Genomic DNA, 22,566 nt, shown 5'->3' with positions numbered 1-22,566 from the left:
AGGGCGAGTTTGACAGCGGAGGCACGATGCCCGACATTCAGCGGCACACCACCAGACCGAAAGGAATTCGCCGATGCCAATTATTGAAGACTCAGCCGTTGCGGAGCGCCTACGATCCATCCGGGCCGACATTGAAGCGGAAGGTGACAACGTCAGCCCGCGAGGGCGTGCTTATGCGCTGGGCCAGCTGCATGCGTTGTTAGCGCTGGACTTGATCACCAACGAGCAGTCCGAGGCCTTGGAATCCCTCATGAACCCAGCAACCTGCTCGTCCGTGCCTCACGAGGCTCAAAACCGGAAGTAATTTATTCCCTGATCCATACACAAAGAGTAAAATCGGAGGGTGACGAAACTAGTCCAAAACTGACAACCAAAAGCCCGCTCTGTGTAGCGGGCTTTTGCATAGACGTTGTACGGGGTGGCTATATGATGAAAGCTGATCTACGTAGCTTGACTATGCCTGTAGGGATCCGAAACCAGGTGTTCCGGCTGCTCGCAGCAATTGAGGTAGCAGAGAGCGTCCAAGCGGTGCGTATGGCTGTGAACCGTGCCGAAGGTTTTGTGTTGGGGCTTGAAACTGCAGAGGCCTTAAAGCGCGATATGATCGAGGCGATGTACGTTGGCTTTGAAACAGCAAGTGAAGCCAGGATGGAGACATTAAGGACTCTGCCCTAAAGCGATTGACTCTCACCGATCTAACTGCAAGGGACACTGCATGAATTACGTTGAAGATCTAGAACACCTGACCTATTTAACATTCCAACTGATCGACTCCGAATCAGGCAAGCCAAATACTCAGGCGTCAAATTGGAAAAATGACGGCCAAGTATTGTGTGCAAAGATATTCAAAAATATAGCCTCGGCACAGCAACTCTATAATGGTAGTCATTTCAATTTCGGTCAGGGTGAAAGCTTTGAGTATATAGACATATCCTCAATTGCCGTTTTATTAAGGACAGCTTTTGAAAGCTATCTGACATTCCACTATGTATTCATTAATGACGATCCAGAAGTCACCCAATACCGTCACAAGGCATGGCGCTTAGCAGGATTGATAGACCGCAGCAGGTTGCTCGCTAACACGAAAGAAACCAAGCAAGTACTCGCTCAAGAGGCAGTGGCTATCCTTCAGATAATCGGGGAGCTGGAGGCTCATCCCCACCACCAGACACATCCACCAAAGAGAGGTAGAAGCATTATAGAAGGGAAGTGGAAGCCAGCAGATGGTTGGAAATACTTGAGTGAGCTTGCTGCTATACATCCCACGTATTTCAGGGACATATATAACGGACTGAGCAATCACGCTCACGGGAGTTATATAAGCATCCTTCAAATTCGTGACACTCCCGATATCCACTCCCAGAAAAGATTCGCAGAAAGCTTTCTCAACTGCGGGATATTGGTCTTGGCTCATTTGATACATTCATATATTGAGCTTTTTCCTGAGTCTGAAAAAATACTCAAAGAGTCAAAGGCAATAAATATTGCTTCCACTTGGTATATAAAAACTGAGCACGTAAACCATATTTATACCCCGCCTGCCTCGCAGTGACGTCCTTACAAAGTGACCGCACCCAAAGTGACCGACAATAGTTTGGCTTTAACCGCATCCGCCGTGAACACTGCCGCCTGCGTTGGCGGCTGACCGGTCGGATGGGTATGAGTGGCTATCTGCGTGGCCATCAGTTGTACCAGGTCAAGAGTGTCGCACAGCACTTTGAAGATGTTGACCGTCTCCGAACCTACCCAGTTCTTCGGCGCCTGCAGGCGTTGGCTCATCCCGGCCACGCTTTTACGCAGGCCCTGAATCTGTTCCTGCATGTCGCCACCGACCGAGGCGTTGTGCTTCTTGCCGACTACCAGGTTCAGATCCCGACCGGTTGCCTGGTGCATGTCGTCCAAGGCAGCAAGCGTGGCGGTGCCGGCTGAATTGAGCTTGAGCGCACCCAGGGCATCGATACGCTTGATTCCCCCCACCTGTTCCGTCGAATGGTATTTCACGTCCTGGGCGTGGGATTGATAGCGCTCGCTGTTGCCCAGGGCTTCCACCTCGCGCTCGATCGCCTGGTCACGGATCTTGCCGTCGGTCAGGCGGGTCCAATTGCCGTCCGCGTCGACGCGCTGCTGCACCAAATCGCTGTGTTGCCACACCTGGTCGCCCTTGGGCACCTTTGGCAAGCTCAGGCCGTGCGGCAGCACCGTTTGGATGTAAGGGCAGCTCGGCAGGCCGTAGGCAAAGCACACCACTACGCGGGTGCCTTCCTCCGGAAAGCCGAACACGCCCATTTCCTCGCCGCCGGTGGGCACCGGCAGCGGCACGCCCGACAGAATCGGCAATGCCGGATCCGCATCGCCGTCCGCTGTCAGCACTTCGATATCGACCGCGTAACGTGGCCGGAAGTCGTCGCAGATCCCGGCGCCGGCGGGCGCATCCGGCACGCCAATAACCCGGGCAAAACGCGGCAGGTGATAGCCACCGGTCAATTCCGGAAACAGGCGCTCTACGCTGCCTTTGATTGCGTTGTCCATTTGATACCCATCTGCGTGCCGTCGAGCGTGACCGTGGTGATCCGCTCGCCATTGTTGATCGTTGCACCTGGTCGCAACCCGGGAAGAGCTGCAATCATCGCGCTTTGGTTGCCCTGGTAGTTGTCGAACAGCTTTTCAGGCAGCTGCAGCGGCGGTCGCTCCCCAAAAAAGCTGTCTGCCCAACTGCCCACGAAGACTTCGCCGTCGCCCTGCTGCTGCCAGATCCCGTCCGGGATGCCGAACACCTTCGCCAGGCTGTCCATCGCCTGGTATCCAGCCGCCAGGCTGTAGAAGAACGGTGCTTTTTTTCGGGTGTACGGTTGATCCGGAACGCGGAAGCTCAGGCCGGTTTTGCTGCTGACCTCCGCCAGCACGGCGCGCAGATCCACATGGCGCAGGTTCAGCGGCAACGGATTGGCGAGTACCGCGGCTAGTTCACGGCAGAACACCACCTGCTGAATCCCGTTCACCGCGGTGGACCGCTCGACGTAGCCGATGAAGTGACGCTGCAGCGGGGCTTCGTTGTAGCCGATATCAAGCGTCACCAGCCCTTTCACCGTCGCGCCGGCCTGGATGGTGAACATCGCACGCCCGGGTGTTTTCAGCTCAAGGCGCACTTCGTCCTTCACCAGGGGAATGACTTGGCCATCGATGGTCAGCACCTTATGCAGCTTCATGCTCACAGGGTTTTGCCCAGCCAGTTGTCGACGTTTTTCAACACGCCTTCAAACCCGGTCAGTTCCTGCGGGGCCCCAGATCCGCCGGCGCCGCTTCCGGATCCGTTCACGCCGTCACCAGGTGCGGACTGGCTATTGACGCTCTTCCCCGCCTGACGGTTTTCGACCTTCTCCGGATTGGAGAGCTTTTCGGACAGAGTGAACTGGATGATCCACTGCGCCAGGGTGTCATCTTCGCGAGCGCTCACGCCTTCGCTGAACTGCACCTGGCGAATGCCGAACGCTTCTGCAGTGTCATTGACGATCCGATAGGTCTTGGGCTGACCACCGCCTGCAACGCCTTCCGCCAGGCGCATCAGCGTGCGCAGGTTCTGCTGGTCCTTGAACGGGATCATGAGGGCCACGGTCAGCGTTTTCGGCTTGAAGCCCTTGTGCGACTTGTCGGTGGCACTGGTCTGGCCGGACATGTCATCGCTCTCGATCTTCAAGCTGCCGGTTACCTTCAACCGGTGGCCAGTGATCAGTTCCCCATCGAGCATCAGAGTCATAGGCCCACCAGCTCGCGCACGAAGCTCAGCCCCGTCAACGATCCCACCAGCATCATGCCCGACGACAACACCCATTCATGACCTGGTGCATCGTCGCCCTCGAGTAGCTGCTTGCGCAGCTCGCCGGCATCACCTGGACCAATCAACCGCGCCTGCATACTTGCATCGGCGGTGCCGTTGGCCAGCAGATCCTTGAGCGCGGTCAACTCAGTGCTCTGATCCAGTGCCTGCTGCGCTTTGCGCTGGGCCAGTTGCGCAAGATCGCTCAGCGGCGAACTGTTGGCCGCGTAGCTCTCCAGACTTGCCAGCTGGCCGTTGAACGATTCCACCGCGTCCTTGAGCACCGTGCAGCGCTCGAGCGGAAGGCCGGCCCAACGCGGCAGGATGCCCGCCGTCGGCAGCTCGAACTTTTCCGCCTCGAGCTTGAACAGGTTGGACGATCGACGCTCGGCGCGCTGCAGATCCGGAATCGGCATAAGGGCATTGAATTTCGACAAGGTGCCGGACAACTGATCGAACCGCGTGCCCAGGAACATCACCACCAGGGCGTATTGCTCGCCCACCGGACGCGCCGGATCGGTAACGTCCTGCAGCTTGTCAGCCAGCCGCTGCAACAGGTTCGGCGCAGACAGAAACCGCTGGTAGCCCGTGCCCTGCCCCACGCCACTCTGAAACGGCGTCACGACTACGCACATCGGGACTTCACCAAACTGGCCATCGAGCGCAGCGCGCCCGACAGCGGCAGCGTTCTTGGCAATGTCACCCAGTTGGCTCAGGTCGGTGGTCACCAGTGTCGTCAGGGCCGACAGCCGCTGCCCAGCGCCCTGCAGCTCACTTGCGGCCAGATCCTTGGCCGCTGCGAGTTTGTCCATCCACTGCGTGGCCTCGGTGGGCCACTGCATGCTCACCGGCGTCCAGTTCATGCGTCAGGCTCGGCAGTCATCATCTGGTCGACAGCCGCCTGGTATGCCTGGCTGAATTGCCCCGCGATGTTGATCGCCTCGATCTGCACCATGGTGGTCGCGCCTTTGATGGCGGTCACTACCTGACGTTCGCCGGCGTAGCAGCCACGGACGTGCGCTGCCATGGCCTTGGCAATGGGGTGCATCTCGGCGAGCGTGACCACCTTCCACCCGTTCGCAGCCTTCCAGTCGGTGTCCGGAATCAGCTCGTTTTTCAGGTTGTCGTATGTGCTCCAGAACTCAGCGCGGCTTTCTCGATCGGTGAGGATCTGCAGACCGTCTGCCAGTTCGAGCGGCGCCGTTTCCACCTGGTAGCGAACGTCGGCCAAGGTGCTCAGCATTTCTGGCTTGTTCAGGCTAATAGCGATCTGCTCGCCTTCAGCCTCGGTCTGGGCCATCCACTCCGAACGGTAATCGCTTTCGTTGACGATCATGGCGTAACCGTCTGCTACGTATTCAACTCTGTACATGGACAGGCCTCAGTCGATTCGATAAAGGGTGTTGGTGACGATGTTCGGGCTGTTCTGTTGCCCGCCGAAGACGTACAACGCGCCGTTGCATTCTGCCGCCGGCACCAAAAACCGCGTAACTGGAAGGTTCGCCAGACGGCGCCACTTGTCCGTCGCCGGGTCGTATTCCTGAACGTGGTTGTATGTGGACGACTCACCCGACACCGCTCCGGTACCGCCTACGGTGTAAAGGAATCCGGACACGCCCGCGCCGGCGCCCCGATCGACGCTCACGATCGGGGCCGCTCCAGAGGTCCATGTGTTGGAAGCCACATCCCAGATGTAGTGAACGAAGCCTGCGAGAACGTAGACCTTCCCCCCGATCGCTACGGCAAGTGAGTAGTTTAAAGCCGCCGGCATATCCCCCAATTGCGTCCACTTATTGGTCGCAACCGTGTATTTCCAGACATCCTTTGTGTTGGAACCGCCTGCACCGGCGCCACCGCCCAGCACATACAGATCGCCGCCGACCTCAACCATTCCCGCCCAAGCCCGGGCAGACGGGCCAACTTGCAGCGTTGCCCAAGTGTCGGACGCCGGGTCATATCGCGAGAAGTCAGCTGTGAGCGTGCTGCCGCCGTCCGTGCTGCCGCCAAATACGTACAGCATGCCGCCCACGGTTGCGGCAGCGTGGCGAGAACGGTTGATCGGTGCCGAAGCTTTTTGCTGCCAGGCGTTGCTGGCAACGTCATAGCGCCAGAGGGTTTTGCCCTGGTTAACCCCGACCGCCGTCGAATAGCCGCCCATGGCGTACAAAGCGCCGGCAATACTGGTCAGGGTATGCGTGTCGCGAGCAGTCGCGCCGCTGCCGACCAGTGTGGACGTTCCGTTGAGCGGTTCAGCGGTGATGAAACCCACAGTGGCAGACCATTCGCTTTGTGGTGTCGCGTTACCGCGATATGAGACACGGGCGTAATACTGGGTCTTGCGTGTCAGGCTCGACGGCGGGACGAATTCGGTCAGCTGTGAAGTGGACCAGCCGCTGTCCTGGACAACGGTCGAGAAGTCCGCGACGGTCGAAATCTGCCAGCGGCTAGCCTGGTGCGTATCCGCTCCGCCGTAGACGCTGAACGCATCGCCCTTCAAACGACCGGCCAGGCTCACTTTGTCAGAGCCATCCACCGGAAAGGTGATCGCCGGTTTCCGCACGTAGACCGACGCAGTGTTGAAGTAGATCACTGTCGACCAGTCAGAGGTCAGCGTAGGACCGCTGTAACGCACTCGGGCGTAGTAGCGGGTCGACGGATTCAGGCGCACGCCAACGTCAGACAGGGTGATGCTTTTAAGGTTGGTCGTGCCTTCCTTGTCCATCACCAAAACCGTGAACGCGGCGTCGGTTGCGATCTGCCACCGGGTTTTCGCCTGGGCTTCAAAGCCCGCCGGCAGCACGCTGAATGTCGAGCTCGTCAGGGTCGGTTCAAAGCCCACGCCGGTGGCCATGTTCGCCGGCACTGTCAGGGTCGGTTTCTCGATCGCCGCAACGCCCAGGGGCACTTTGAAAGAAACCTTCACGTCGTCGCGGGTGACGTCCAGGGTAATCAGCCCTGATGCGGTACCGGTCGCAATGGTCAGGGTGATGGTGTCAGCGCTGATCGCGACTGTGCCCACGGACGCGGCCACCTTGAAGGTGCTGAACCGGTTGTAGTCGGTAATCTTGTAGGTGTTGGTACTGCCCGGGTAGACGATCACCGGGCCGTCGAGGCTTACCGACTTGACCGATCCCAAGGCATCGGCGTTCAGCTTCTTGTCGACGTCCAGGCGCAGCTGGGCCATGTCCGAGGCGATCGAGCTGAATTTCTCGGTGAAGTCGAACTGCCAGGTGCTGGCCGGAACCTGAATCCCGGTCAGGCTTTGTGCGCCGTTGTACTCGAGCACGATGTTGCGGGTCAGGTTGTTGCCCGCCTGCGTCGGCACGATCTCTTTGCGCTTCTGCTGCAGGGGCACGTAGGCCGCAATCAGCAACACGTTTTCAGTGGTCACCAGGCCGATGTAGTTGAAATCGAAATCGCCGATGGTGGTGTCCAGCATCAGGCTGTAAACCACCTTGTTCGGGCTGATGTAGCCCTCACGGGTTACAACCACTTCTTTCACGACCTGCGCCGCCGGCGGAAGCGCTGCAGCCCGGTCGACAGCCAGCGTAGTATCGAGGCCGGGAATGTTGGCCAACACGAAGCGTGCAACGGCCAACACTTCGCGCTTGCTCTGTTTGGTTGCAATCAGGCTTTCGCCTGCCAGGGTAATGCTTGCCCCCATGGGGAAGTTTCCTTTAGCGGGTGACCAGCGTCATGTGGTCGTGGTTGAACTCAAGGGCAGCCAGGGATAGGCCTACCGTTTCGGTGTGGTTGAATTTGGCGGTGATGGTTTGCTGGTCGCCGCCGTATTCCTGCAGCGTCATGCGCAGGGTCACGGTGTTGGTGTCGTGGAATCGGGCTGTCAGCGTCATCTGGTCGTTGCCGACCTCGTAGGCACCCAGCACCAGGGAAACGATCGAGGTGGCCACCAGCTCGTACCGGCGGCAGGTTCGTCCGTATTGCTGAATGATCATGTTGAGCAGCGCGGGGTAATCCGATAGCTGCTGGTCCGTCAGGTGCAGCTGCACAATGTCCCAGTCGCGGTAAGGCTGACGCTCGAGAATGTCCACCGAGCCGATGCCCAGGCGCTGCAGGATGCGTTTGAAGCCGGCGACAGATCCGGCGTCGACCGCGTTGACGAAGGCGTATTTCACCCGCTTGCGGTACAGCGTTTCCTGCTCGCCCTGAAAACGGCTGATGTCGCGCTGCCAGGCCAGTAGATCCAGAATGGTCAGGTGACAGGTTTCGGCGTCCAGCTGCAGCAGCGGCCAACGCATCCAGCCTTCGGCGGTTTCCCACCAAGCCTGGGCGCTTGCCTTCAATTTGGTCAGCTCGCCGGCGTCGAGCCAGAACGGCAGCTCTAGCTTAATCATTGAGCGTCACCGTCAACCCGCTAAGCCGTGGGATGTTCAGCGTCGAGATGATGTCGGTGGTCGCAAAGCGCATCGAGGCGATACGCGGAAACTGCTCGTGCAGCTCCTCGGTCAGGCGGCTGAATGAAAACCGCGACTGCGGCCAGGTCAGCGTCGGGCTGTAATCGCGCCCGGTGCTTTCGCGGAAGGCCGCACGGATGAACAACGCCACCTCGGTTTTGAGTCCGTCACGCTCGCCGGTCGTAAGGTTCGCCACCGGCCAGACCTGCACGCTGACCGCCTGCTGGGTTTCCGGCATGGTGCGCACCAGCAGGTCATCGCCGTGGCCATGGTTGCCTTCGTCCATGATCCGGGCGTTGATCTGCGCCAGATAGGTGTCCGCCGGCACACCGGCTTCGAACAGTACATAGGCGTTCGCGCTGCCTGGGCCCCGGGGTGCGTTGTGCTCGAAATACACGCCATCCGCCGATACGCCAGGGAACGCCGCGATCAGCGCCCGGTACACCGAATCGGTGTGCCATTGGTTCACGGCGCTGAACTGGTTGCGCACGCGCAGTCGAAGCTGATCGTCGGGCTCCTGGTCAGATCCGGGAGTGTCGAGCCAGCCATCAACATTCACCACCTGGACCACGCCCGGTACCGGAACCGGCAAGATGGCGAAATAACCAGGTGCGAGGTTGTAGCCGCTGCCGGCATCGATCGCCGTGACCGGCACCTGCAGCTGGACCAGGCCGTCGACGAAGCTGGCGGCGAGCGTGGTGACCAGCTCGTAAACGTGGCCATTGATCGCTGCCGACTGCACGCGGGTACCCACCGGCACTTCCAGCGAGCCGGTGGGCAACGCCCGGGTGAACAACAGCGAGCCGATCGCCTTGGTGGGGGCCTTGCGCTCGACGTTCACCGCCCAGGCCAACATGTCCAGCCAGTCGCCGGTGGCCGTCTTCACAAAGAAGTTCGGCAACACGGTGTCGCTGACAAACGTCATCAGCCACAGCGCAGGCTTGGTCACCAACGCGGTCATGATCCGCCAGAACGGCGAATAGGCGCTGGTGTTGCGCAGCTTGCCGCCCTGGTCAGTGACTTCGGTTTCCCACGCCTGGCGCAGAGCGGCCTCGGTTGTCGGAATGCCCGCATCAGCGAGCGCCTGTTTAAAATCCACGTCGCTCAAAGCGTTACCTCAATCGATCCGAATTCCAGGGTTTTGGCCGTGACCAGGTACTGGCCGGCGCCGATCTCGGTGATCGAGGCCGTGCCCGGTACCAGGCGCACGTCGTTTTCCACCAGCAGTTCCAACTGCTGGATGCAGTCGCGCTGTTTCAGGCGGTTGCGCTCGGCCACCAACGTGACCAACAGGCCGCTGTCGCGGATCATGTGGGCGATGTCCTGGGCGATGCAGGCGCGGTCTTCCACCAGCAGCGGCTGCCGGGCAGGATCCAGCGACAGGTCGTTGTCGACGATCAGCAGGTCCAGGTACTCGCTCATCCGCCCACCGCCATGCCGAGCATGTTTTCCAGCTCGAGGTTGTTCAGGGGCTTGGTGTTGGTAAGGTTGAGCGTTTCAACGTGAACACCTGGGCGAGCCTGCTGCGCACTGGTGGTGGCCTGGATCGTGCGCAGCAGACCGCCTTGGGGCACGGCGGTAGGCCGCGCAGGCGAGATGCCCACGGTGGTGCTGTTCATCCGCTCGCGGGCTTGCTCCGCCTGTTCAGTCAGCGGCGGCGTAGTCACCAGGCGCGGAGGCTCAGGGGACGCCATCAGAGGCGCGGTGATCCCTGGCAGATTCGGCGCTTTGGGCATGTCCCCGAACACTGCATCGATCTTCACACCGGGGATCTTGTTCAGCATCTCGATCAGGCCGTTGATCGCGTCCTTGAAGATGGCGACGATCCCGTCCCACGCGGCGCTGGCGAGCCCGGTCCAGCCGCCAATGGTGCCGAACCAGTCCGACAGCTTCTGCAGCTGCGCCGTGATCCACGTAAATGCCGCCGTGTTCATCAGGGCCGTGGTCCACTGATCCCAATACACCACCGCCGCGATCACCAGGGCGACCAACGCGACGATGCCGGCAATGATCAGCAGCACCGGGTTGGCCAGCAGTGCAGCGTTGACCAGCCAGATAGCGCCCTGCCAGAGCAACATGCCAGTGCGGACCAGCGCCATCCACGTGTACATGGCGACCATGCCCACGACGAACGCTGCGATCAGTACAGTGTGATAAAGGAACATCGCGATGCTGCGCAATCCCGTCCAGGTCAGCACCTTCCAGATCGTGACCAGGGCCGACCACACCAGCCGGCTCAGACCCACCACCGTGGTAAGCGCCGCCATCGCGCCGGCCAGTCCCAAAATGATCAGAACGACGATGCCGATTACTCGAGTGATGTTCGGGAAAATCTGCGTCCAGCGGGTCAGCGTCGACGCGATGCCCACCAGGCGTTCCATCAGTGGGGTCAACAGCGGAATCAACGATTGGCCGAACGCAATGCGCAGCGCCTGCACGGCGGCGCCGAACTGCTGCCACGGGTCGACCATGGCTTTCGCCATCTTCTCGGCGCTTTCCAGTCCGCGCACCTGACCGAGCTGATTGAGGCCGTTTTTCAGCCGGTCAGTGTCCTTGGCCAGCGCGCCAATCACCTGGGCGCCTTCGCCGCCGAACGCTGCGAGCAATTTGGCGCTGGCTGCAGAGCTGTTCAGATCACCCAGCTTGCCTTTCAGCACGTCCAGGACATCGAGGATCGGCAGCAGATTGCCCTTCTGATCCGTCAGTTTGACGCCCAGGGTTTTCGAAGCGTTGGCAGCGTTTTCGAAGAACGCCTTGTAGCGCCCGCCGGCATCGCCGCCTTCCATGGTGCTGCTCAAGGTGCCGATCACCGCGAACTGCTCAGACAGATCCACACCGAAACTCGTGGCGATCGCTCCGACTTCCTTGAAGGCGTCCTTGAGCTGGGCGCCATTGGTGCGGAACAACTTGGTGGCCAGCGCCGTCTGACCACCGAGTTTTTCCACCCAGGTGTCTTTGCCGATCGCGTCGGCCTGGGTTTTGAAAAGGTTGTACATGGTGCCCAGGTACTCGCCGAGGGTTTCGGCGTCGGATTTGGTAGCCTTGGCCAGCAGGTTGCTGGTGTTGGTGAAGGTGGCCAGCTGGTCCCCGGTCAGGCCCTTGATGGCGCCGGAAATGCTGTAGGCCGATTCGACGAATTCATTGGCGTGCGCGCCGTAGGCCACGGAAAACTCCAGGGCCTTCTTGTTCAGCGAGTCCAGGGCGTCTTCGGCAACGCCCAGCGATCGGACCTGACCCAGCGCCCGGTTCATTTCCAGCGCTGGTTCCAGTGATTCAGTGATGGCCACGCCCGCGCCCACCATCCCGGCCAGCCCTGCGCCTACCTTGACGATGTTCTGCTGGCTTTGGTTGGCCAGGTCGGAGAAGCTGGTTTTCACCTTGCCCAGGGGCGCGCTGACCTTGTCGGTCAGACTCAGGATGAAAGCCAGGCGGGCAGCGCGGTCGGCCATGCGTATTTATCCGTTCAGCGCGAAGGCGATGCCGTTTGCAACGGCTATCTCCATCCGGCGCCAGTGTTCATCTTCCAGCCACTTGGCCGTGCCCATGTTTTCGATTGAGGGCTCAGCACCAGGTAACCAGCGGTTAGTCAGAGCCAGCAGCTGGCCCAGCCCGTCTTCGGTCAGGCCGTCAGCGTGTCCGAGGACTTTTTTACGATGATTTCAACGTTCGGCGAGTACTCCTCGAGCAGCGCGCCGGCCAGCTCCATCACGGTGATCGGATTGGTCAAAAACGGTTTGAGGCCGGCGCGTTGTTCCTGCAGGACGGTCTGCACCAACAGGTTGTTGGCCGGCGCGACCTTGTTGTTGTTCGTGGTGGCGTTGAAGTACTTCGTCACGTCCGCCGGGGTCAGGTGGAAGGTGAATTCGCTGTCGCCGATTTCCAGGGTGATGTCGCGGTTTACGTCGGTCATTGCGTGGTTTCCATTGGTTTAAGGGGTGCTGCGGTGGCCGGTGATCGCTGGATCACCTGGCGGATGTAGTCCTGCAGGCCGAGGATCATTTGCCTGCTTAGGGCGAGCTGACCTCGGAGGGTGAAATAATCCGATCGAGCGTCTGCTGCGAGTTCGGCGGATCCTGCATCAGCCACGCCGGTGGTGCCGGTGGCATTGGCGGCGGGAGCGGGTCGGCAGGTGGCACGGATGAGCAGCCGCTGACGGCCATCGTCAACGTCGCGGCGCAGATCCAGAATTTGAGCATTCGCAAGGTTCAGTTCCTTCGTGTGTTGCTGATCAATCTGGTCACGGGTGGCGAGCATTTCCCCGCTGATACGCGAGGCCTCGCGCAACCCATCGCGTTCATTCACAGCGCTGTCACGCTCCCGGCGTGCGGTGTCACGTTGATCGGTCACCCAGTCAAACGCGCACCAGGTCAAAAGGCCGGCAAGCACGACGAGCAGTAGCAGGCGCAACGGGCTGATGGTCATTGGGCGCACAGCCCCGCTTCGGCCAGTCGCCGGTTGTGCAGCCCGGGCACGAATACCTTTCGGCCTCGCACGTCGGTCACATACGCCCAAACCGGGGTTTTTCCGTCCGGGGCCCAGGCCAACGCCTGACAGCCTTCGGGGATCCGCCCCGTGTTGATCAAGCCCACGGCGCGACTGGCGCAGGTGTTGGCCGTGCCTACGTTGTGCGCGTGGCTGCTCAGGGCGTCGAAGGTGTTCTGGCCGATCGCCTGATTGGTCAGGCAGTCCGCCAATGCCAACTGCCCTTTCGAAACCACCAGGCTTTCCACCTCGGCGCAGCGGGCGTCGGACCAGTAGTCGCCCACCACGACCGGCACTGGGCTGGTGTAGCGAGTAATGCCCTTGCACACAGTCGGCAGACCACGGGCCAACTGGTCCGCGTAAACCACGTTCTGGCCGGTGCCTTCCCATTTGCCCAGGAACGCGGTGAACGTGCTGCCGGCCAGCACCAGGGCGCCGATGGCGATCTTGTGGCGCAGGCTCATCCCTTGACCTTCCAATCTCGCAACATCTGCCGGTACTTGGGGACCAGGAGCAGGATCTGCAGCGCCATGTAGAAGGCAGTCAGCATGTAGGCAACCGCCGACCAGTCGACGGCGCCGGTCACACCGGTGGCGGCTACTCCGATCGCAGGCGACACTTTTGCCAACGCGATCGCAGTGTCCTGGGCGGCTTGATTCGCGCTCATCACCGAACCTCTCGTTCAAAAATGGACTGGCAAGGGACGCAGCGGGTCATGCCGCCGAGCGCCTGGCGCGCTGCAGGAATTTCCCTGTCGCAGTCCTTGCAATGGGTGAGGCTCGGCCCGATCGGCCGCTTGCGCGCAAGCACAGCCGTAATGGCCTGCTCGCGCTGCCGAAGCTCAAGCGCCTGGGCACGGTCGAACGGGCAAACCATCAGGTCAGGCCCTCGATTTCAGCAGCGGAGAGGTACGGCACGCCGTTGATCTTCACGAAATCCGGACTGGTGACGTCGTACGGGATCTTGTGCTTGTTCTTCTCGGCGCCCTTCGGGTCGATGCTCAGGATGCTGGTCAGGCGCAACTTGCAGCCGAACGCCTCCACCCGAAACTCTTCTTCACCGGCCTTGGCATAGAACACCGCGTCGAATGGTTCGAGCTCCCGAAAACTGCCGGCGGCTTTGGCCGATTCGATCAACAGGTTGAAGTTCGTGGTGTCCAGCTCGATTTCACCTGCAGCGGCCACGTCACCGTCGACATGCCCGTTGGGCACACCGCCGGTCATCGCGACTGCGGTGTTGTCGGTGATGTCCAGGGTGCAGCTCTCGACGTAAACCTGCAGATCGCCCAGGTTCACGGTGAAGTTCTTACCGCCAATTTTTGCTGCCATGGGTTACTCCGAATCGCCGGTGGAAAGATCCAGCGCGATGTTCGCGGTCAGGTCTTTCGGGCAGTTGAGGGGACGCAGCTTGATGTACGCCTCGACGGCGGTTTTGCTGGTCCAGGTCAATACGATGTCGCCGTCCTTGGGCTGCTCGATCTCGCCCGGAAACAGCTGGCCACCGAAGGTCGTGGACTTCGCCATGGCGCGCAGCGGCGCCATCAGCGCGTTGATGTTCACGGCCATGCTGTTGGGGGTGTTGTTCAAGCGGCGGTCAGCCACGCGGCGAATCAGCAGCGGACGGATCTGGCGCGATGCCTTGTCGGCGATGCGCAGGTACTCAATCACCTGGAAGTCGCTGCCCGGGGCGTCGAGCATGTTGCCGTCGCCCCAGTACACGCCCGGGTAATCCGGATAGGTCTGCGTGACCGAGAAGCGCGCCTTGTCCAGCTCCGATCGGACGGCTGACAACAGCGGCACGCCGTCTTTGTCGCTCGGTACGGGCCCGAGGCCCAACACGGCGCCGGTGGCCACACGCATCGGGCTGTCAGCAATGCTCACGGCAGCGTTTGCCAGGCGACCGGCCAACACGCCCAGGTCATTGCCGTGCAACTGGGGCACGACGAGGACACGCGGTGCAGACAACCCGGCGGTGATCGCCTTCTGCGCGGTGAGGTATTCCGACCAGGACTTGGCAGGATCGATGCCGGCAGTGGACGCCATCACGAACGCACGACGTCCGTAGGTGTTGTTCAGTGCCACGGCGGCGTCATTCATGGCCGACAGCGCCGCGCCGGCAGTGACAGGCGCAGTGATCACTACGCCTTCGACCGAATAGCCCTGCTGCTGCGCCGTCTCCAGCGTCTTCTGCCAGGTGCCGTCTGCAGCCAGTGGCGCAGCCAAGCACGCCCAACGATCGCCGCCGTTGGCCCGGGCTGCGGTGATCTGGGTTTTCAGATCGCTGGCCGGAATGCCCAGCATCACGTCCAGGTCGCTGTCCGTGTTCAGTGGAATAAGTTGGCCTGGGCTTTTCGCAGCCTGGCCGATGAAGAGGAAATAGCGTTCAACCGCCGTCACAGCGCCTTGGCTGAGATTGAGGTTGTTAACGCTGACTTGACCGAGTGCCATGCAGTGCCTCGTTAGCGGGGGGAATGAAGGATTTGTTGCAGCACCTGGTTCACCAGCAAGCTGGTGTCCTGATTGGTGCTCGCGCCGAGGAACTGGCGTTTGGGCAGGGTGATGTCCCAGCTTTGCTTGCCAGTGGATTCGGATTGTTCGTCGTCCAGGATGCGGATCAGCAGACCCGCCTTGGCGTAGTTCACATGCTCTTTAATCCACGCCACCGAAGGTCGCGTGAGGGATTTCTTGCCCGCCTGGCGAGTCTTGAAACCGAGCCGACGCAGGCGCTTGGCCTGCTTTTCGGTCGCGGCCAGGCCTTCGGGCACCTTGTTCCATTTGCGCATCTGCGCGGCGGTACGGCGCTCTGACACGCCGTTGTGCTGCTGGGAGGCAACCCAACGGGTCAGTGCGTTGCGCCATCCCAACTCGGCTTCGTCGGCATTCAGACGGGTGACCATGAGCAATTTGCCCAGGCCGGCTTCCATCTTCTTTTTGCCTTTGCCGTCGCCTTTACGCGCTGCGAATGCGGTGCCGTCGACGTTCTGCTGGGAGCGGATCCGCTGGCGGCTCATGCTGCGCACACGCTTGGTCACGTTGTTGAGCAAACGCCGGCGCAATTGCGGGGGCAGGCTCAGCAATGCCAGTTGTTCCTGGACGCCCAGGTAACCGCGCACGTCGAGTTCGAAGGTGCTACGCGCCATCGCCGGTCACCTCGCCTTTCTCGGCAATCCACAGGTCGAACGGGATGAATGACCAGGTCTTTCCGAAGGTCAGGATTTCGCCGTCAGGATCCTCTGCCAGGTACTGCGGCTCGGTGAACTGCAGCTTGATGTCGACGTCGGCCAGGTCGTCATCGAGCATGGTGATGTCGAACACGGTCTGAGGCAGGCCGTCGCGATCCTGGTCAGTGTTTTCCAGCCAGCTGCCCACCAATGCCATCAGGCGCGCCGGGTTATCGGCGAAGCGCTCGAGTGCGATCGTGGCGCCGTAGTTCATGTCGCCCATGTGCATGCCCTTTTCGTCGGGCTTCCAGATCAACTCCAGCTGCACCTGGTCGGTCCAGCTGTCGAGCTGCTCCGGTGCCACCAGCTGGCGTTCGATCAGGTAGGCGGTCAACGCCTGCAGCTTGATCACAGCAGGTTCACCGTGATGCGGCCACGGCCCTGCAGCGAGCGCACGGCCTGCTGACTGAAAGCCAGGAAGGTTTCGGAACGCTCGGGCAGTTCCTTGCCAGTGTTCTCGGCGCTTTCACGGCGGGTCACCGTGGCGAACTGGGTCAGCAAGCTGGCTTTGGCGCGGGTATACACGGCGCGCTTATACGTCGCTGCGTGAAATGTGCGTTCCTGCAGCACCGTAGGGTCTGCGGATTCCACGCTGGTGATGCCCACGTTCTGCCAAGCGGCTTTGCGCTTGGCCAGATCCTGGTTCACCTCGATCATTGCGGTGGTCAGGTCAGCAACCAGCATCTCGCCCAGGTACTCCGCCGGCAGGCGGTAACCCTTCTGAAACTCAGACATGGAGAGGTCCGGCCAAAAGCCGTCGTTCTCAATCTGCTGTTCCACAAACGTGGTGGGTTTACCTGAAAAGCTCATTGCTGGGCGCTCGAATAGGGCGGGGAAACTGCGTCGACGGCATCACCAGGTCACAAGTGAACTGGATGACCTCAGCAGTTCCCCGCTGGGGGGGTAGTCGGTTATTGGTTCGGGGTTTCGGCTTGCTCTTTGGCCTTTTCAGCCAGCAGAACAGCCTCTTTCCCCAATTCTTTGCGGGAAGTTTTCAAGCGACCATCAACGCCAATGCTCGAATACAGCGCCTCGGCACGCTCAAAACGGGCGATTGCCGTGCGCCAGTCCTTGGCATCCATGGCCATGATTCCCAGGACCTTGTGATAACGGGCAGGGATACGCTCATAGAGCTTCCATTCGCCATCAACCCGGGGCAGCAGGCTCGAGACATAGGGTTCAGGACTGCGGCCCGCCTTGTATTCGGCCTCGGCCCAGGTGATGACCTCGTCGGCAACGAACGTCGGGATGTCTCGGTTAAAGCGCTCAGGCAGCGGCTGGCCTTGGGACATGGCGAAGTCAGCCAGCTCCAGGCCCTTGTCGAACTCACCGGTGTCGAACAGCCAGATCAGGACGTACACCAGCACCGAGTTCGGGAAGCTCAATCCGGAATCGCGATACCGCTGTACGTATTCTTGGTATTTGGGCAGCAGCTCATCGCGCTTTAGCTGCTGACGGAGTTCGTGCGGCTTGATAGCGGCGATGCGCTCCAGGTCCACCGCCAGTGCGTCTTCCATCAGCTTGAGATGCTTGCGCCCATTGGCCGGGCTGGAGAGTGCAGCGGAGGGCGTATAGCTCCCCGCGCCGGCACTGGCGACAGCTGCCGCAGGACCTTCTGCAAGTACGCGCCGCTTGTGCGCCAGTGCCAGGCTCATCAGATCAGCTCCACGTTTTCAGCTGCTGCGAATTTCTCCAGCTGCTCGATCACGTAGCCCTCGTTACGGGCGTTGTAATCCTCAACGCGGGAACGCTTGGGGTTCTCGAGCAAATGACGGCGCCAGCTGCTGTCCTGGAAGTAAATCGACAGGTTGTCCCAGCTGGTGACTACGACTGCGTTGGTCGGGAAGTGCGGCACGGTGAAGGCTGGCAAACCGCCGTAAGTGGCGATCACCTGGGCGCTTTCGATGCGCTCTTTCTCAGTGGGTTTCCCCGCCTGGTTCGAATAGAGCTTCGCCTTGTCATGCGCCAACAGGTCGCTGCCGATGATTGCCACCAGGTCACCGCCATCGCGGAACACCGGATCGATCATTTGCTTGGTGTCATGCACCAGGCCATCGAGGTTTTCGTAGTCGCCGCCCTCGCCGAGGGTGATCTTGCCGGCGACAGCGCCTTGCTTCAGAACCTGCTCAGGAATCTCCTCGCGGGCAATCTGCAACCAGCCCTTGTTGACGTCCTGCAGCATTGGGTTCGCAGTCAGGTCGGTCTGCACCGCTGCCAACACGCCATGCCAGCCGATCATGATGCGGTCCAGGGCGATCTGCTTTTGCACTGCAGCCGAATAACGATCGGCGAAGTCCGGGAATTTGGCCCAGCTGTCGATTTTCGCAAACGGCAGAGCGACGTCGGATTCGGTCGAGTGCAGTTCATAGCCCAAACCGTTCAGATCCGACACGTCCTTGGCTTCACGGTCGGTGGTTTTGGTGTTGGTGCGGCTCGTCACCGGACCATTGACGCCGAACATCACCTTTTCACCCTTGATCTCGGTGACCGGCACGACGTTGATGCGCTCCAGGAAGTCGGCGCGCTCAGTGATCTTGTCGTTCAGTTCCTGGGCAATGCTCGGCTCGACCGAGAACTGGCGGTTGACGTCGACGCTGTATGTTTCGGCGATCGCTTCGCGCAGCTCGTTGTATTGCTTGAGAGCGCGATTGCTCAATGCTTGAGATTGACTCATGTCAAAGCACCCGCTTTTTGTTGTCGTTGGCGCCGGTAGTGACCTGCAGGTCGCGACCTTTGGGCGTGTTGACCAGCGCCGAGAATTGCTTCTGCATCTCGGCCATGCCTTTCAACAGCGCGGCGGTGGTCTTGCTTTGGCGGCTGAAATCACGGTCGGTCTCGACCTGGGTGACGATGGCGTCGACGGCTGCTTGCACGTCGTCAACCTCGTCAACGACGGGGTCTACGACTTCATCAGTAGCGGGTGCGATCACAGCTGCGATGCCGGCGACGATCACCGCCAGCTGTTCGTTCAAGGCCTTCAGCGCCTTGGCTGTAGCTTCATCCATTGGGGGTTTGCTCTCGGTGGGGGTGTCGGTCGACGTGGACGCTTCCTGTTCGTCAACAGCAAAGCGCTTGAAGATTTTGGCGAACATGCTGGCCAGCAGGCCTTCCGGGTCGTTATGCGGTAGGTCTTCGCGCAGTGATCCGAGGGCAACGGGCATGGCGAAGAACGCGGCCTTGCTGCTTTTGCTGGAGAAGTAGAGTTCTTGAGTGCCCAGGCTGGCCGGGGAATCAGTGACAGCCAGGCCGGTCAGGTACGCTTTGCCGGACAGGCCGAAATTCGGGGTGATTTCGATGCTGGTGAACAGCTTTTCGCCTTGGTCGTTGAGCCGCAGCAGCTTGTCGTTCGGCTTCAACTGCGCTTCCAGTGCGATTTGACCAGGCTGCAGGTCGTCGGCATCCTCAACCAGGCGCACGGCGAAAACGGTGCCATGGGAGCCGCACCAGCGCTCATGCTCGCACCAGATAACGGCGGTGTAGGTCGAGACCTTGTAGGTCTCTGCGATATCGCGCAGCTCCTGGGGAAGGATCTCGCGACCATCGGCGGTCGGGCCGCTGGTGGCGACGCGTTTCCAATACGAAACAAGGGAACGGGGCATGGGCGTTAACTGCGCTCAATCGGTGGTTTGAGCCGCCAAGATAGGGAGCTGCAGACCGCCAAACAAACGGTTCACTTGCGCGCTTCTCCTACAATTGAGAAGTAGGTTAATCCCGGAAATTAACCCCGCGTTTCCAGCGTTTTCGCCGCATAGACTGCGGCCCATGTACTACTCAACCGAAGTCAAAGAAGCCGCCAAACGCCTTTTCCTGCGCCGCTATAAGGCGAAGGAAATCCAGGCGCAACTCAACCTGCCCAACATTCGGATCGTCTATTACTGGATGCGCCAAGGCAGTTGGGAAGACATGCTGTCGGACGAAGAACCGCTGACGGCCGTCAGCCGGCGCATCACGCTGCTGCTGGAAAAGCAGGTCACCTTGACCAAGGGCGAGCTGGACGAACTGGACCGGCTGACAACGGTCCGCGAACGCCTGGTCAAGCAATGCGCCAAACCTGCGCCGGCGGCGCCAGCTGATCAGCCCGAGGACGGTGGCCAGCGCCGCGACGATCAGCGTGGCAATCGCCGTGACCGAGGCGATCGAGACAGCAAGGGCGGCAAAAAGCGGGAAAAGAAGGTCAAGAACGACGTCAGCGAACTGACCGAAGTGGACTTTCTCGACAAGTTCATCAGCAAGATGTACGGCTACCAAAAGGAGCTGTACCAGGCAAAGCTGAACCCGCTGACAGCGCGGATCCGCAACATCCTCAAAAGCCGGCAGGTTGGCCTGACGTACTACTTCGCCGGCGAAGCGTTCATGGACGCGGTGTTGACCGGCGATAACCAGGTGTTCCTGTCGGCCAGCCGCGCCCAGTCCGAAATCTTCCGCAGCTACATCATTTCGTTCGCCCAGGAATGGTTTGGCATGGAGCTGACCGGCAACCCGATCGTGCTCAGCAAGGACGGCAAGCCGTGGGCAGAGCTGCGCTTTCTCAGCACCAACAGCAGCACAGCCCAAGGTCACCACGGACACGTTTACGTCGACGAATACTTTTGGATTCAGAATTTCGAGAAGCTGAACACGGTTGCGTCGGCGATGGCCACCCACAAGAAGTGGCGCAAAACCTACTTCTCGACGCCCAGCGCGGTGTCGCACCAGGCCTATCCGTTCTGGACCGGCGAGAAATTTCGCAACAGCAAGCGTAAGAACGCGAAGGATCCTTGGCCGACCGACAAACACATTGCGTCTGGTGCGCTGTGTCCGGATGGCCAGTGGCGCAAGATCATCACCATTCTCGACGCCATGGCCGGGGGCTGCGATCTGTTCGACCTGCCGCAGCTGCAGCTGGAGTACGACGAAGACAAGTTCGAGCAGCTGTTCATGTGCAAATTCATCGACAGCACACAGAGCGCCTTCGGTCTGGCCGATCTGGAGCGTTGCTACTCCGACCTGTCCCTTTGGACGGACTACGACCCCGACGATCCGCGACCTTTCGGCAACAGCCCCGTGTGGATCGGCTACGACCCAAGCCGCACCAGGGACGACGCCACCTGCGTGGTCATCGCGCCGCCACTGGAAACCGGCGGCAAGTTCCGCATCCTGGAAAAACACAGCTGGCGGGGCCAGTCCTTCAAGTACCAGGCGGAACAGGTCAAGAAGCTCACAGAGCGCTTCAACGTCCAGCACATCGGCATCGATACGACCGGCATCGGTTACGGCGTATTTGACCTGGTGCGCGACTTCTACTCGCGTGCCACCTCGATCCATTACAGCCTCGAAACCAAAAACACCCTGGTGCTCAAGGCGCAGGACACGATTCAGGGCAGCAGGATCGAGTGGGACGCCGGCTGGAGCGATATCGCCCAGGCGTTCCTGACGATCAAGCGCGGCACCACTGGCAGCGGCCAGGTGACCTACAGCGCCTCGCGTACCGACGCCACCGGTCACGCCGACATTGCGTGGGCAATCATGCACGCGCTCGCCAACGAACCTCTCAACACCAACAAGTCGCGGCGTAGCCGCTACGCACTCAGCGGATCAGCAAACAATGGATCGACGCAAAAGACACAAAAGTCAGCAGGTAAAACCGCAGCCATCCGGACCGATGCGCGCGTTTTCGTTCGGTGCGCCCGAAGCGGTTCTGTCGGAGAACATCGGGCAATACCTCGGCGTGTTCGCCAGCCACGACGGACGCATCTACACGCCCCCAGTGTCGCGACAAGGCCTTGCCAAACTGCTGAAAGCCAACGCGCACCACGGCGCCATTCCGGGATTCAAGCGCAACCTATTGCTGCGTGAGTTCATCCCGTCCCAAGGCTTCACCACTGCGACCATGAGCCGGTCGGCTTTGGATTTCATGGTGTTCGGCGAGACCTATTTGTATCGCAAGCCCAATGCGTTCGGGCAGATCATCGAGATGGAACACCTGCCCGCCATCAACATGCGCGTGAAGATCGGCGGCGGGTTCGTCCAGCTGTTGCCCAACGGCAAAGAAGTTGTGTTTGACCAGGACGAGATTGACCACATCCTGAATTACGACGTGGAACAGAACATCTACGGGGTGCCCGATTACTTGGGCGGCCTGCAGGCGCTGCTGCTCAATGAGGCGGCCACCCTGTTCCGCCGGCGCTATTACAGCAACGGTGCGCACGCCGGTTACATCTTCTACACCAACGACCCGAATCTGACGGAGGAGGACGAAGACGAGCTGAAAGCCCAAATCACCGCCAGCAAGGGTGTCGGTAACTTCAGATCGATGTTCGTGAACATCCCGGGCGGCGCCGAAAAGGCAATCCAGATCATCCCGGTCGGAGACTTCCAAGCGAAGGACGAGCTGGAGAAGGTCAAGAACATCACGCGCAACGACGTGATCGCGGCTTGGCGCATGAATCCCGCGCTGGCCGGGATTATTCCCGAGAACAGCGCCGGCTTTGGGGACATTGAAAAGATCGATCGGGTGTACACCAGCAACGAGATTCGGCCCATCTGTCAACTTTTCGAGCAGGCGAACGATACCCTTCGCGCCGACAGGCAAATTGCGTGGCGAGAAGCGACTTTACCAGTTGAAAACACTACATCTAGTGTCTAGCTAAGAGATT

28 protein-coding genes and 1 pseudogene are annotated in these 22,566 nt (G+C 60.4%); 5 read left to right on the top strand and 24 right to left on the bottom strand.

The genetic code is table 11. The annotated features are described in order from the left end of the window. The first annotated feature begins 73 nt into the window (after positions 1–73). The 3 genes from ACI2KS_RS05735 to ACI2KS_RS05725 all read left to right on the top strand — a co-directional run bounded on the left by ACI2KS_RS05735 (position 74) and on the right by ACI2KS_RS05725 (position 1,552). A complete protein-coding gene (locus ACI2KS_RS05735; protein ID WP_404618042.1) occupies positions 74–304 on the top strand; it encodes a hypothetical protein in 231 nt (76 codons plus the stop codon). Between the two features lie 122 nt (positions 305–426). Beyond that, positions 427–675 carry a hypothetical protein gene (locus ACI2KS_RS05730; protein ID WP_404618040.1) on the top strand — a complete coding sequence of 83 codons (249 nt, stop codon included), beginning with the start codon at positions 427–429 and terminating at the stop codon, positions 673–675. 40 nt (positions 676–715) lie between these two features. Next, complete coding sequence (locus ACI2KS_RS05725; RefSeq protein ID WP_404618038.1) at positions 716–1,552, top strand: DUF5677 domain-containing protein; 837 nt, start codon at positions 716–718, stop codon at positions 1,550–1,552. 5 nt (positions 1,553–1,557) lie between these two features. Here the strand turns inward: ACI2KS_RS05725 and ACI2KS_RS05720 are convergent, their stop codons facing one another. The 24 genes and pseudogenes from ACI2KS_RS05720 to ACI2KS_RS05605 all read right to left on the bottom strand — a co-directional run bounded on the left by ACI2KS_RS05720 (position 1,558) and on the right by ACI2KS_RS05605 (position 19,530). Next, entirely contained in the window at positions 1,558–2,529 is a 972-nt protein-coding gene (locus tag ACI2KS_RS05720; RefSeq protein ID WP_404618036.1) for a hypothetical protein, read from the bottom strand. Further along, positions 2,502–3,212 (bottom strand): hypothetical protein, encoded by a 711-nt coding sequence (locus ACI2KS_RS05715; RefSeq protein ID WP_404618034.1) that lies wholly within the window; start codon positions 3,210–3,212, stop codon positions 2,502–2,504. Before ACI2KS_RS05715 ends, ACI2KS_RS05720 begins: the two co-directional genes overlap by 28 nt. Further along, complete coding sequence (locus ACI2KS_RS05710; RefSeq protein ID WP_404618032.1) at positions 3,209–3,754, bottom strand: DNA-binding protein; 546 nt, start codon at positions 3,752–3,754, stop codon at positions 3,209–3,211. Before ACI2KS_RS05710 ends, ACI2KS_RS05715 begins: the two co-directional genes overlap by 4 nt. Further along, positions 3,751–4,677, bottom strand: a complete 927-nt coding sequence (locus ACI2KS_RS05705; protein ID WP_404618030.1) for a hypothetical protein — start codon at positions 4,675–4,677, stop codon at positions 3,751–3,753. The genes ACI2KS_RS05710 and ACI2KS_RS05705 overlap by 4 nt, the downstream gene beginning before the upstream one ends. Next, entirely contained in the window at positions 4,674–5,186 is a 513-nt protein-coding gene (locus ACI2KS_RS05700; RefSeq protein WP_404618028.1) for a DUF4376 domain-containing protein, read from the bottom strand. The genes ACI2KS_RS05705 and ACI2KS_RS05700 overlap by 4 nt, the downstream gene beginning before the upstream one ends. 9 nt (positions 5,187–5,195) lie before the next feature. Continuing rightward, complete coding sequence (locus tag ACI2KS_RS05695) at positions 5,196–7,478, bottom strand: phage tail protein (protein WP_404618026.1); 2,283 nt, start codon at positions 7,476–7,478, stop codon at positions 5,196–5,198. A 175-nt stretch (positions 7,479–7,653) separates the two neighbouring features. Next, positions 7,654–8,169 (bottom strand): annotated as a pseudogene (locus tag ACI2KS_RS05690) (phage tail protein); the annotation flags it as partial. Beyond that, positions 8,162–9,337, bottom strand: a complete 1,176-nt coding sequence (locus tag ACI2KS_RS05685) for a baseplate J/gp47 family protein (protein WP_404618024.1) — start codon at positions 9,335–9,337, stop codon at positions 8,162–8,164. The pseudogene ACI2KS_RS05690 and the gene ACI2KS_RS05685, both read right to left, overlap by 8 nt. Then, positions 9,334–9,651 carry a DUF2590 family protein gene (locus ACI2KS_RS05680; RefSeq protein ID WP_404618022.1) on the bottom strand — a complete coding sequence of 106 codons (318 nt, stop codon included), beginning with the start codon at positions 9,649–9,651 and terminating at the stop codon, positions 9,334–9,336. The genes ACI2KS_RS05685 and ACI2KS_RS05680 overlap by 4 nt, the downstream gene beginning before the upstream one ends. Next, positions 9,648–11,678 carry a phage tail tape measure protein gene (locus tag ACI2KS_RS05675; RefSeq protein ID WP_404618020.1) on the bottom strand — a complete coding sequence of 677 codons (2,031 nt, stop codon included), beginning with the start codon at positions 11,676–11,678 and terminating at the stop codon, positions 9,648–9,650. Before ACI2KS_RS05675 ends, ACI2KS_RS05680 begins: the two co-directional genes overlap by 4 nt. Before the next feature lie 6 nt (positions 11,679–11,684). After that, the gene (locus tag ACI2KS_RS05670) at positions 11,685–11,828 is read right to left on the bottom strand and encodes a DUF6890 family protein (RefSeq protein ID WP_404618485.1); all 144 of its coding nucleotides are present in this window, start codon (positions 11,826–11,828) and stop codon (positions 11,685–11,687) included. 20 nt (positions 11,829–11,848) lie between these two features. Continuing rightward, a complete protein-coding gene (locus ACI2KS_RS05665; RefSeq protein WP_404618018.1) occupies positions 11,849–12,139 on the bottom strand; it encodes a putative phage tail assembly chaperone in 291 nt (96 codons plus the stop codon). Beyond that, the gene (locus tag ACI2KS_RS05660) at positions 12,136–12,651 is read right to left on the bottom strand and encodes a lysis system i-spanin subunit Rz (protein WP_404618016.1); all 516 of its coding nucleotides are present in this window, start codon (positions 12,649–12,651) and stop codon (positions 12,136–12,138) included. The genes ACI2KS_RS05665 and ACI2KS_RS05660 overlap by 4 nt, the downstream gene beginning before the upstream one ends. Beyond that, positions 12,648–13,175 (bottom strand): lysozyme, encoded by a 528-nt coding sequence (locus ACI2KS_RS05655; protein WP_404618014.1) that lies wholly within the window; start codon positions 13,173–13,175, stop codon positions 12,648–12,650. Before ACI2KS_RS05655 ends, ACI2KS_RS05660 begins: the two co-directional genes overlap by 4 nt. Continuing rightward, positions 13,172–13,378 (bottom strand): hypothetical protein, encoded by a 207-nt coding sequence (locus ACI2KS_RS05650; protein WP_404618012.1) that lies wholly within the window; start codon positions 13,376–13,378, stop codon positions 13,172–13,174. The genes ACI2KS_RS05655 and ACI2KS_RS05650 overlap by 4 nt, the downstream gene beginning before the upstream one ends. Then, positions 13,378–13,587, bottom strand: a complete 210-nt coding sequence (locus tag ACI2KS_RS05645; protein ID WP_404618010.1) for a TraR/DksA family transcriptional regulator — start codon at positions 13,585–13,587, stop codon at positions 13,378–13,380. The genes ACI2KS_RS05650 and ACI2KS_RS05645 overlap by 1 nt, the downstream gene beginning before the upstream one ends. Beyond that, positions 13,587–14,039: a phage protein gene (locus ACI2KS_RS05640; RefSeq protein WP_404618008.1), complete on the bottom strand. Its 453-nt coding sequence runs from the start codon at positions 14,037–14,039 to the stop codon at positions 13,587–13,589. The genes ACI2KS_RS05645 and ACI2KS_RS05640 overlap by 1 nt, the downstream gene beginning before the upstream one ends. A gap of 3 nt (positions 14,040–14,042) precedes the next feature. Next, the gene (locus ACI2KS_RS05635) at positions 14,043–15,158 is read right to left on the bottom strand and encodes a DUF2586 domain-containing protein (protein ID WP_404618006.1); all 1,116 of its coding nucleotides are present in this window, start codon (positions 15,156–15,158) and stop codon (positions 14,043–14,045) included. 11 nt (positions 15,159–15,169) lie between these two features. Then, a complete protein-coding gene (locus ACI2KS_RS05630; RefSeq protein ID WP_404618004.1) occupies positions 15,170–15,850 on the bottom strand; it encodes a phage virion morphogenesis protein in 681 nt (226 codons plus the stop codon). Beyond that, on the bottom strand, positions 15,840–16,283 hold the full coding sequence (locus ACI2KS_RS05625; RefSeq protein ID WP_404618002.1) for a phage tail protein: 444 nt from the start codon (positions 16,281–16,283) through the stop codon (positions 15,840–15,842). The genes ACI2KS_RS05630 and ACI2KS_RS05625 overlap by 11 nt, the downstream gene beginning before the upstream one ends. Then, positions 16,280–16,741, bottom strand: coding sequence for a head completion/stabilization protein (locus ACI2KS_RS05620; RefSeq protein WP_404618000.1), 462 nt, complete (start codon positions 16,739–16,741; stop codon positions 16,280–16,282). Before ACI2KS_RS05620 ends, ACI2KS_RS05625 begins: the two co-directional genes overlap by 4 nt. A gap of 101 nt (positions 16,742–16,842) precedes the next feature. Then, the gene (gene gpM / locus ACI2KS_RS05615) at positions 16,843–17,586 is read right to left on the bottom strand and encodes a phage terminase small subunit (RefSeq protein WP_404617998.1); all 744 of its coding nucleotides are present in this window, start codon (positions 17,584–17,586) and stop codon (positions 16,843–16,845) included. Beyond that, positions 17,586–18,605 carry a phage major capsid protein, P2 family gene (locus ACI2KS_RS05610; RefSeq protein WP_404617996.1) on the bottom strand — a complete coding sequence of 340 codons (1,020 nt, stop codon included), beginning with the start codon at positions 18,603–18,605 and terminating at the stop codon, positions 17,586–17,588. Before ACI2KS_RS05610 ends, gpM begins: the two co-directional genes overlap by 1 nt. Position 18,606: 1 nt before the next feature. Continuing rightward, positions 18,607–19,530, bottom strand: a complete 924-nt coding sequence (locus ACI2KS_RS05605; protein WP_404617994.1) for a GPO family capsid scaffolding protein — start codon at positions 19,528–19,530, stop codon at positions 18,607–18,609. A 163-nt stretch (positions 19,531–19,693) separates the two neighbouring features. On the opposite strand from ACI2KS_RS05605, the gene ACI2KS_RS05600 reads away from it, so the two are divergent. Continuing rightward, the gene (locus tag ACI2KS_RS05600) at positions 19,694–21,766 is read left to right on the top strand and encodes a terminase large subunit domain-containing protein (RefSeq protein WP_404617992.1); all 2,073 of its coding nucleotides are present in this window, start codon (positions 19,694–19,696) and stop codon (positions 21,764–21,766) included. After that, positions 21,678–22,556: a phage portal protein gene (locus ACI2KS_RS05595; RefSeq protein ID WP_404618483.1), complete on the top strand. Its 879-nt coding sequence runs from the start codon at positions 21,678–21,680 to the stop codon at positions 22,554–22,556. The genes ACI2KS_RS05600 and ACI2KS_RS05595 overlap by 89 nt, the downstream gene beginning before the upstream one ends. Positions 22,557–22,566 lie beyond the last annotated feature (10 nt).

Origin of the sequence: Pseudomonas sp. NPDC087358 (assembly GCF_044900785.1) — a bacterium.
In the GTDB taxonomy this organism is placed as follows: domain Bacteria; phylum Pseudomonadota; class Gammaproteobacteria; order Pseudomonadales; family Pseudomonadaceae; genus Aquipseudomonas.
This window is presented reverse-complemented; position numbering and strand designations above follow the sequence as displayed.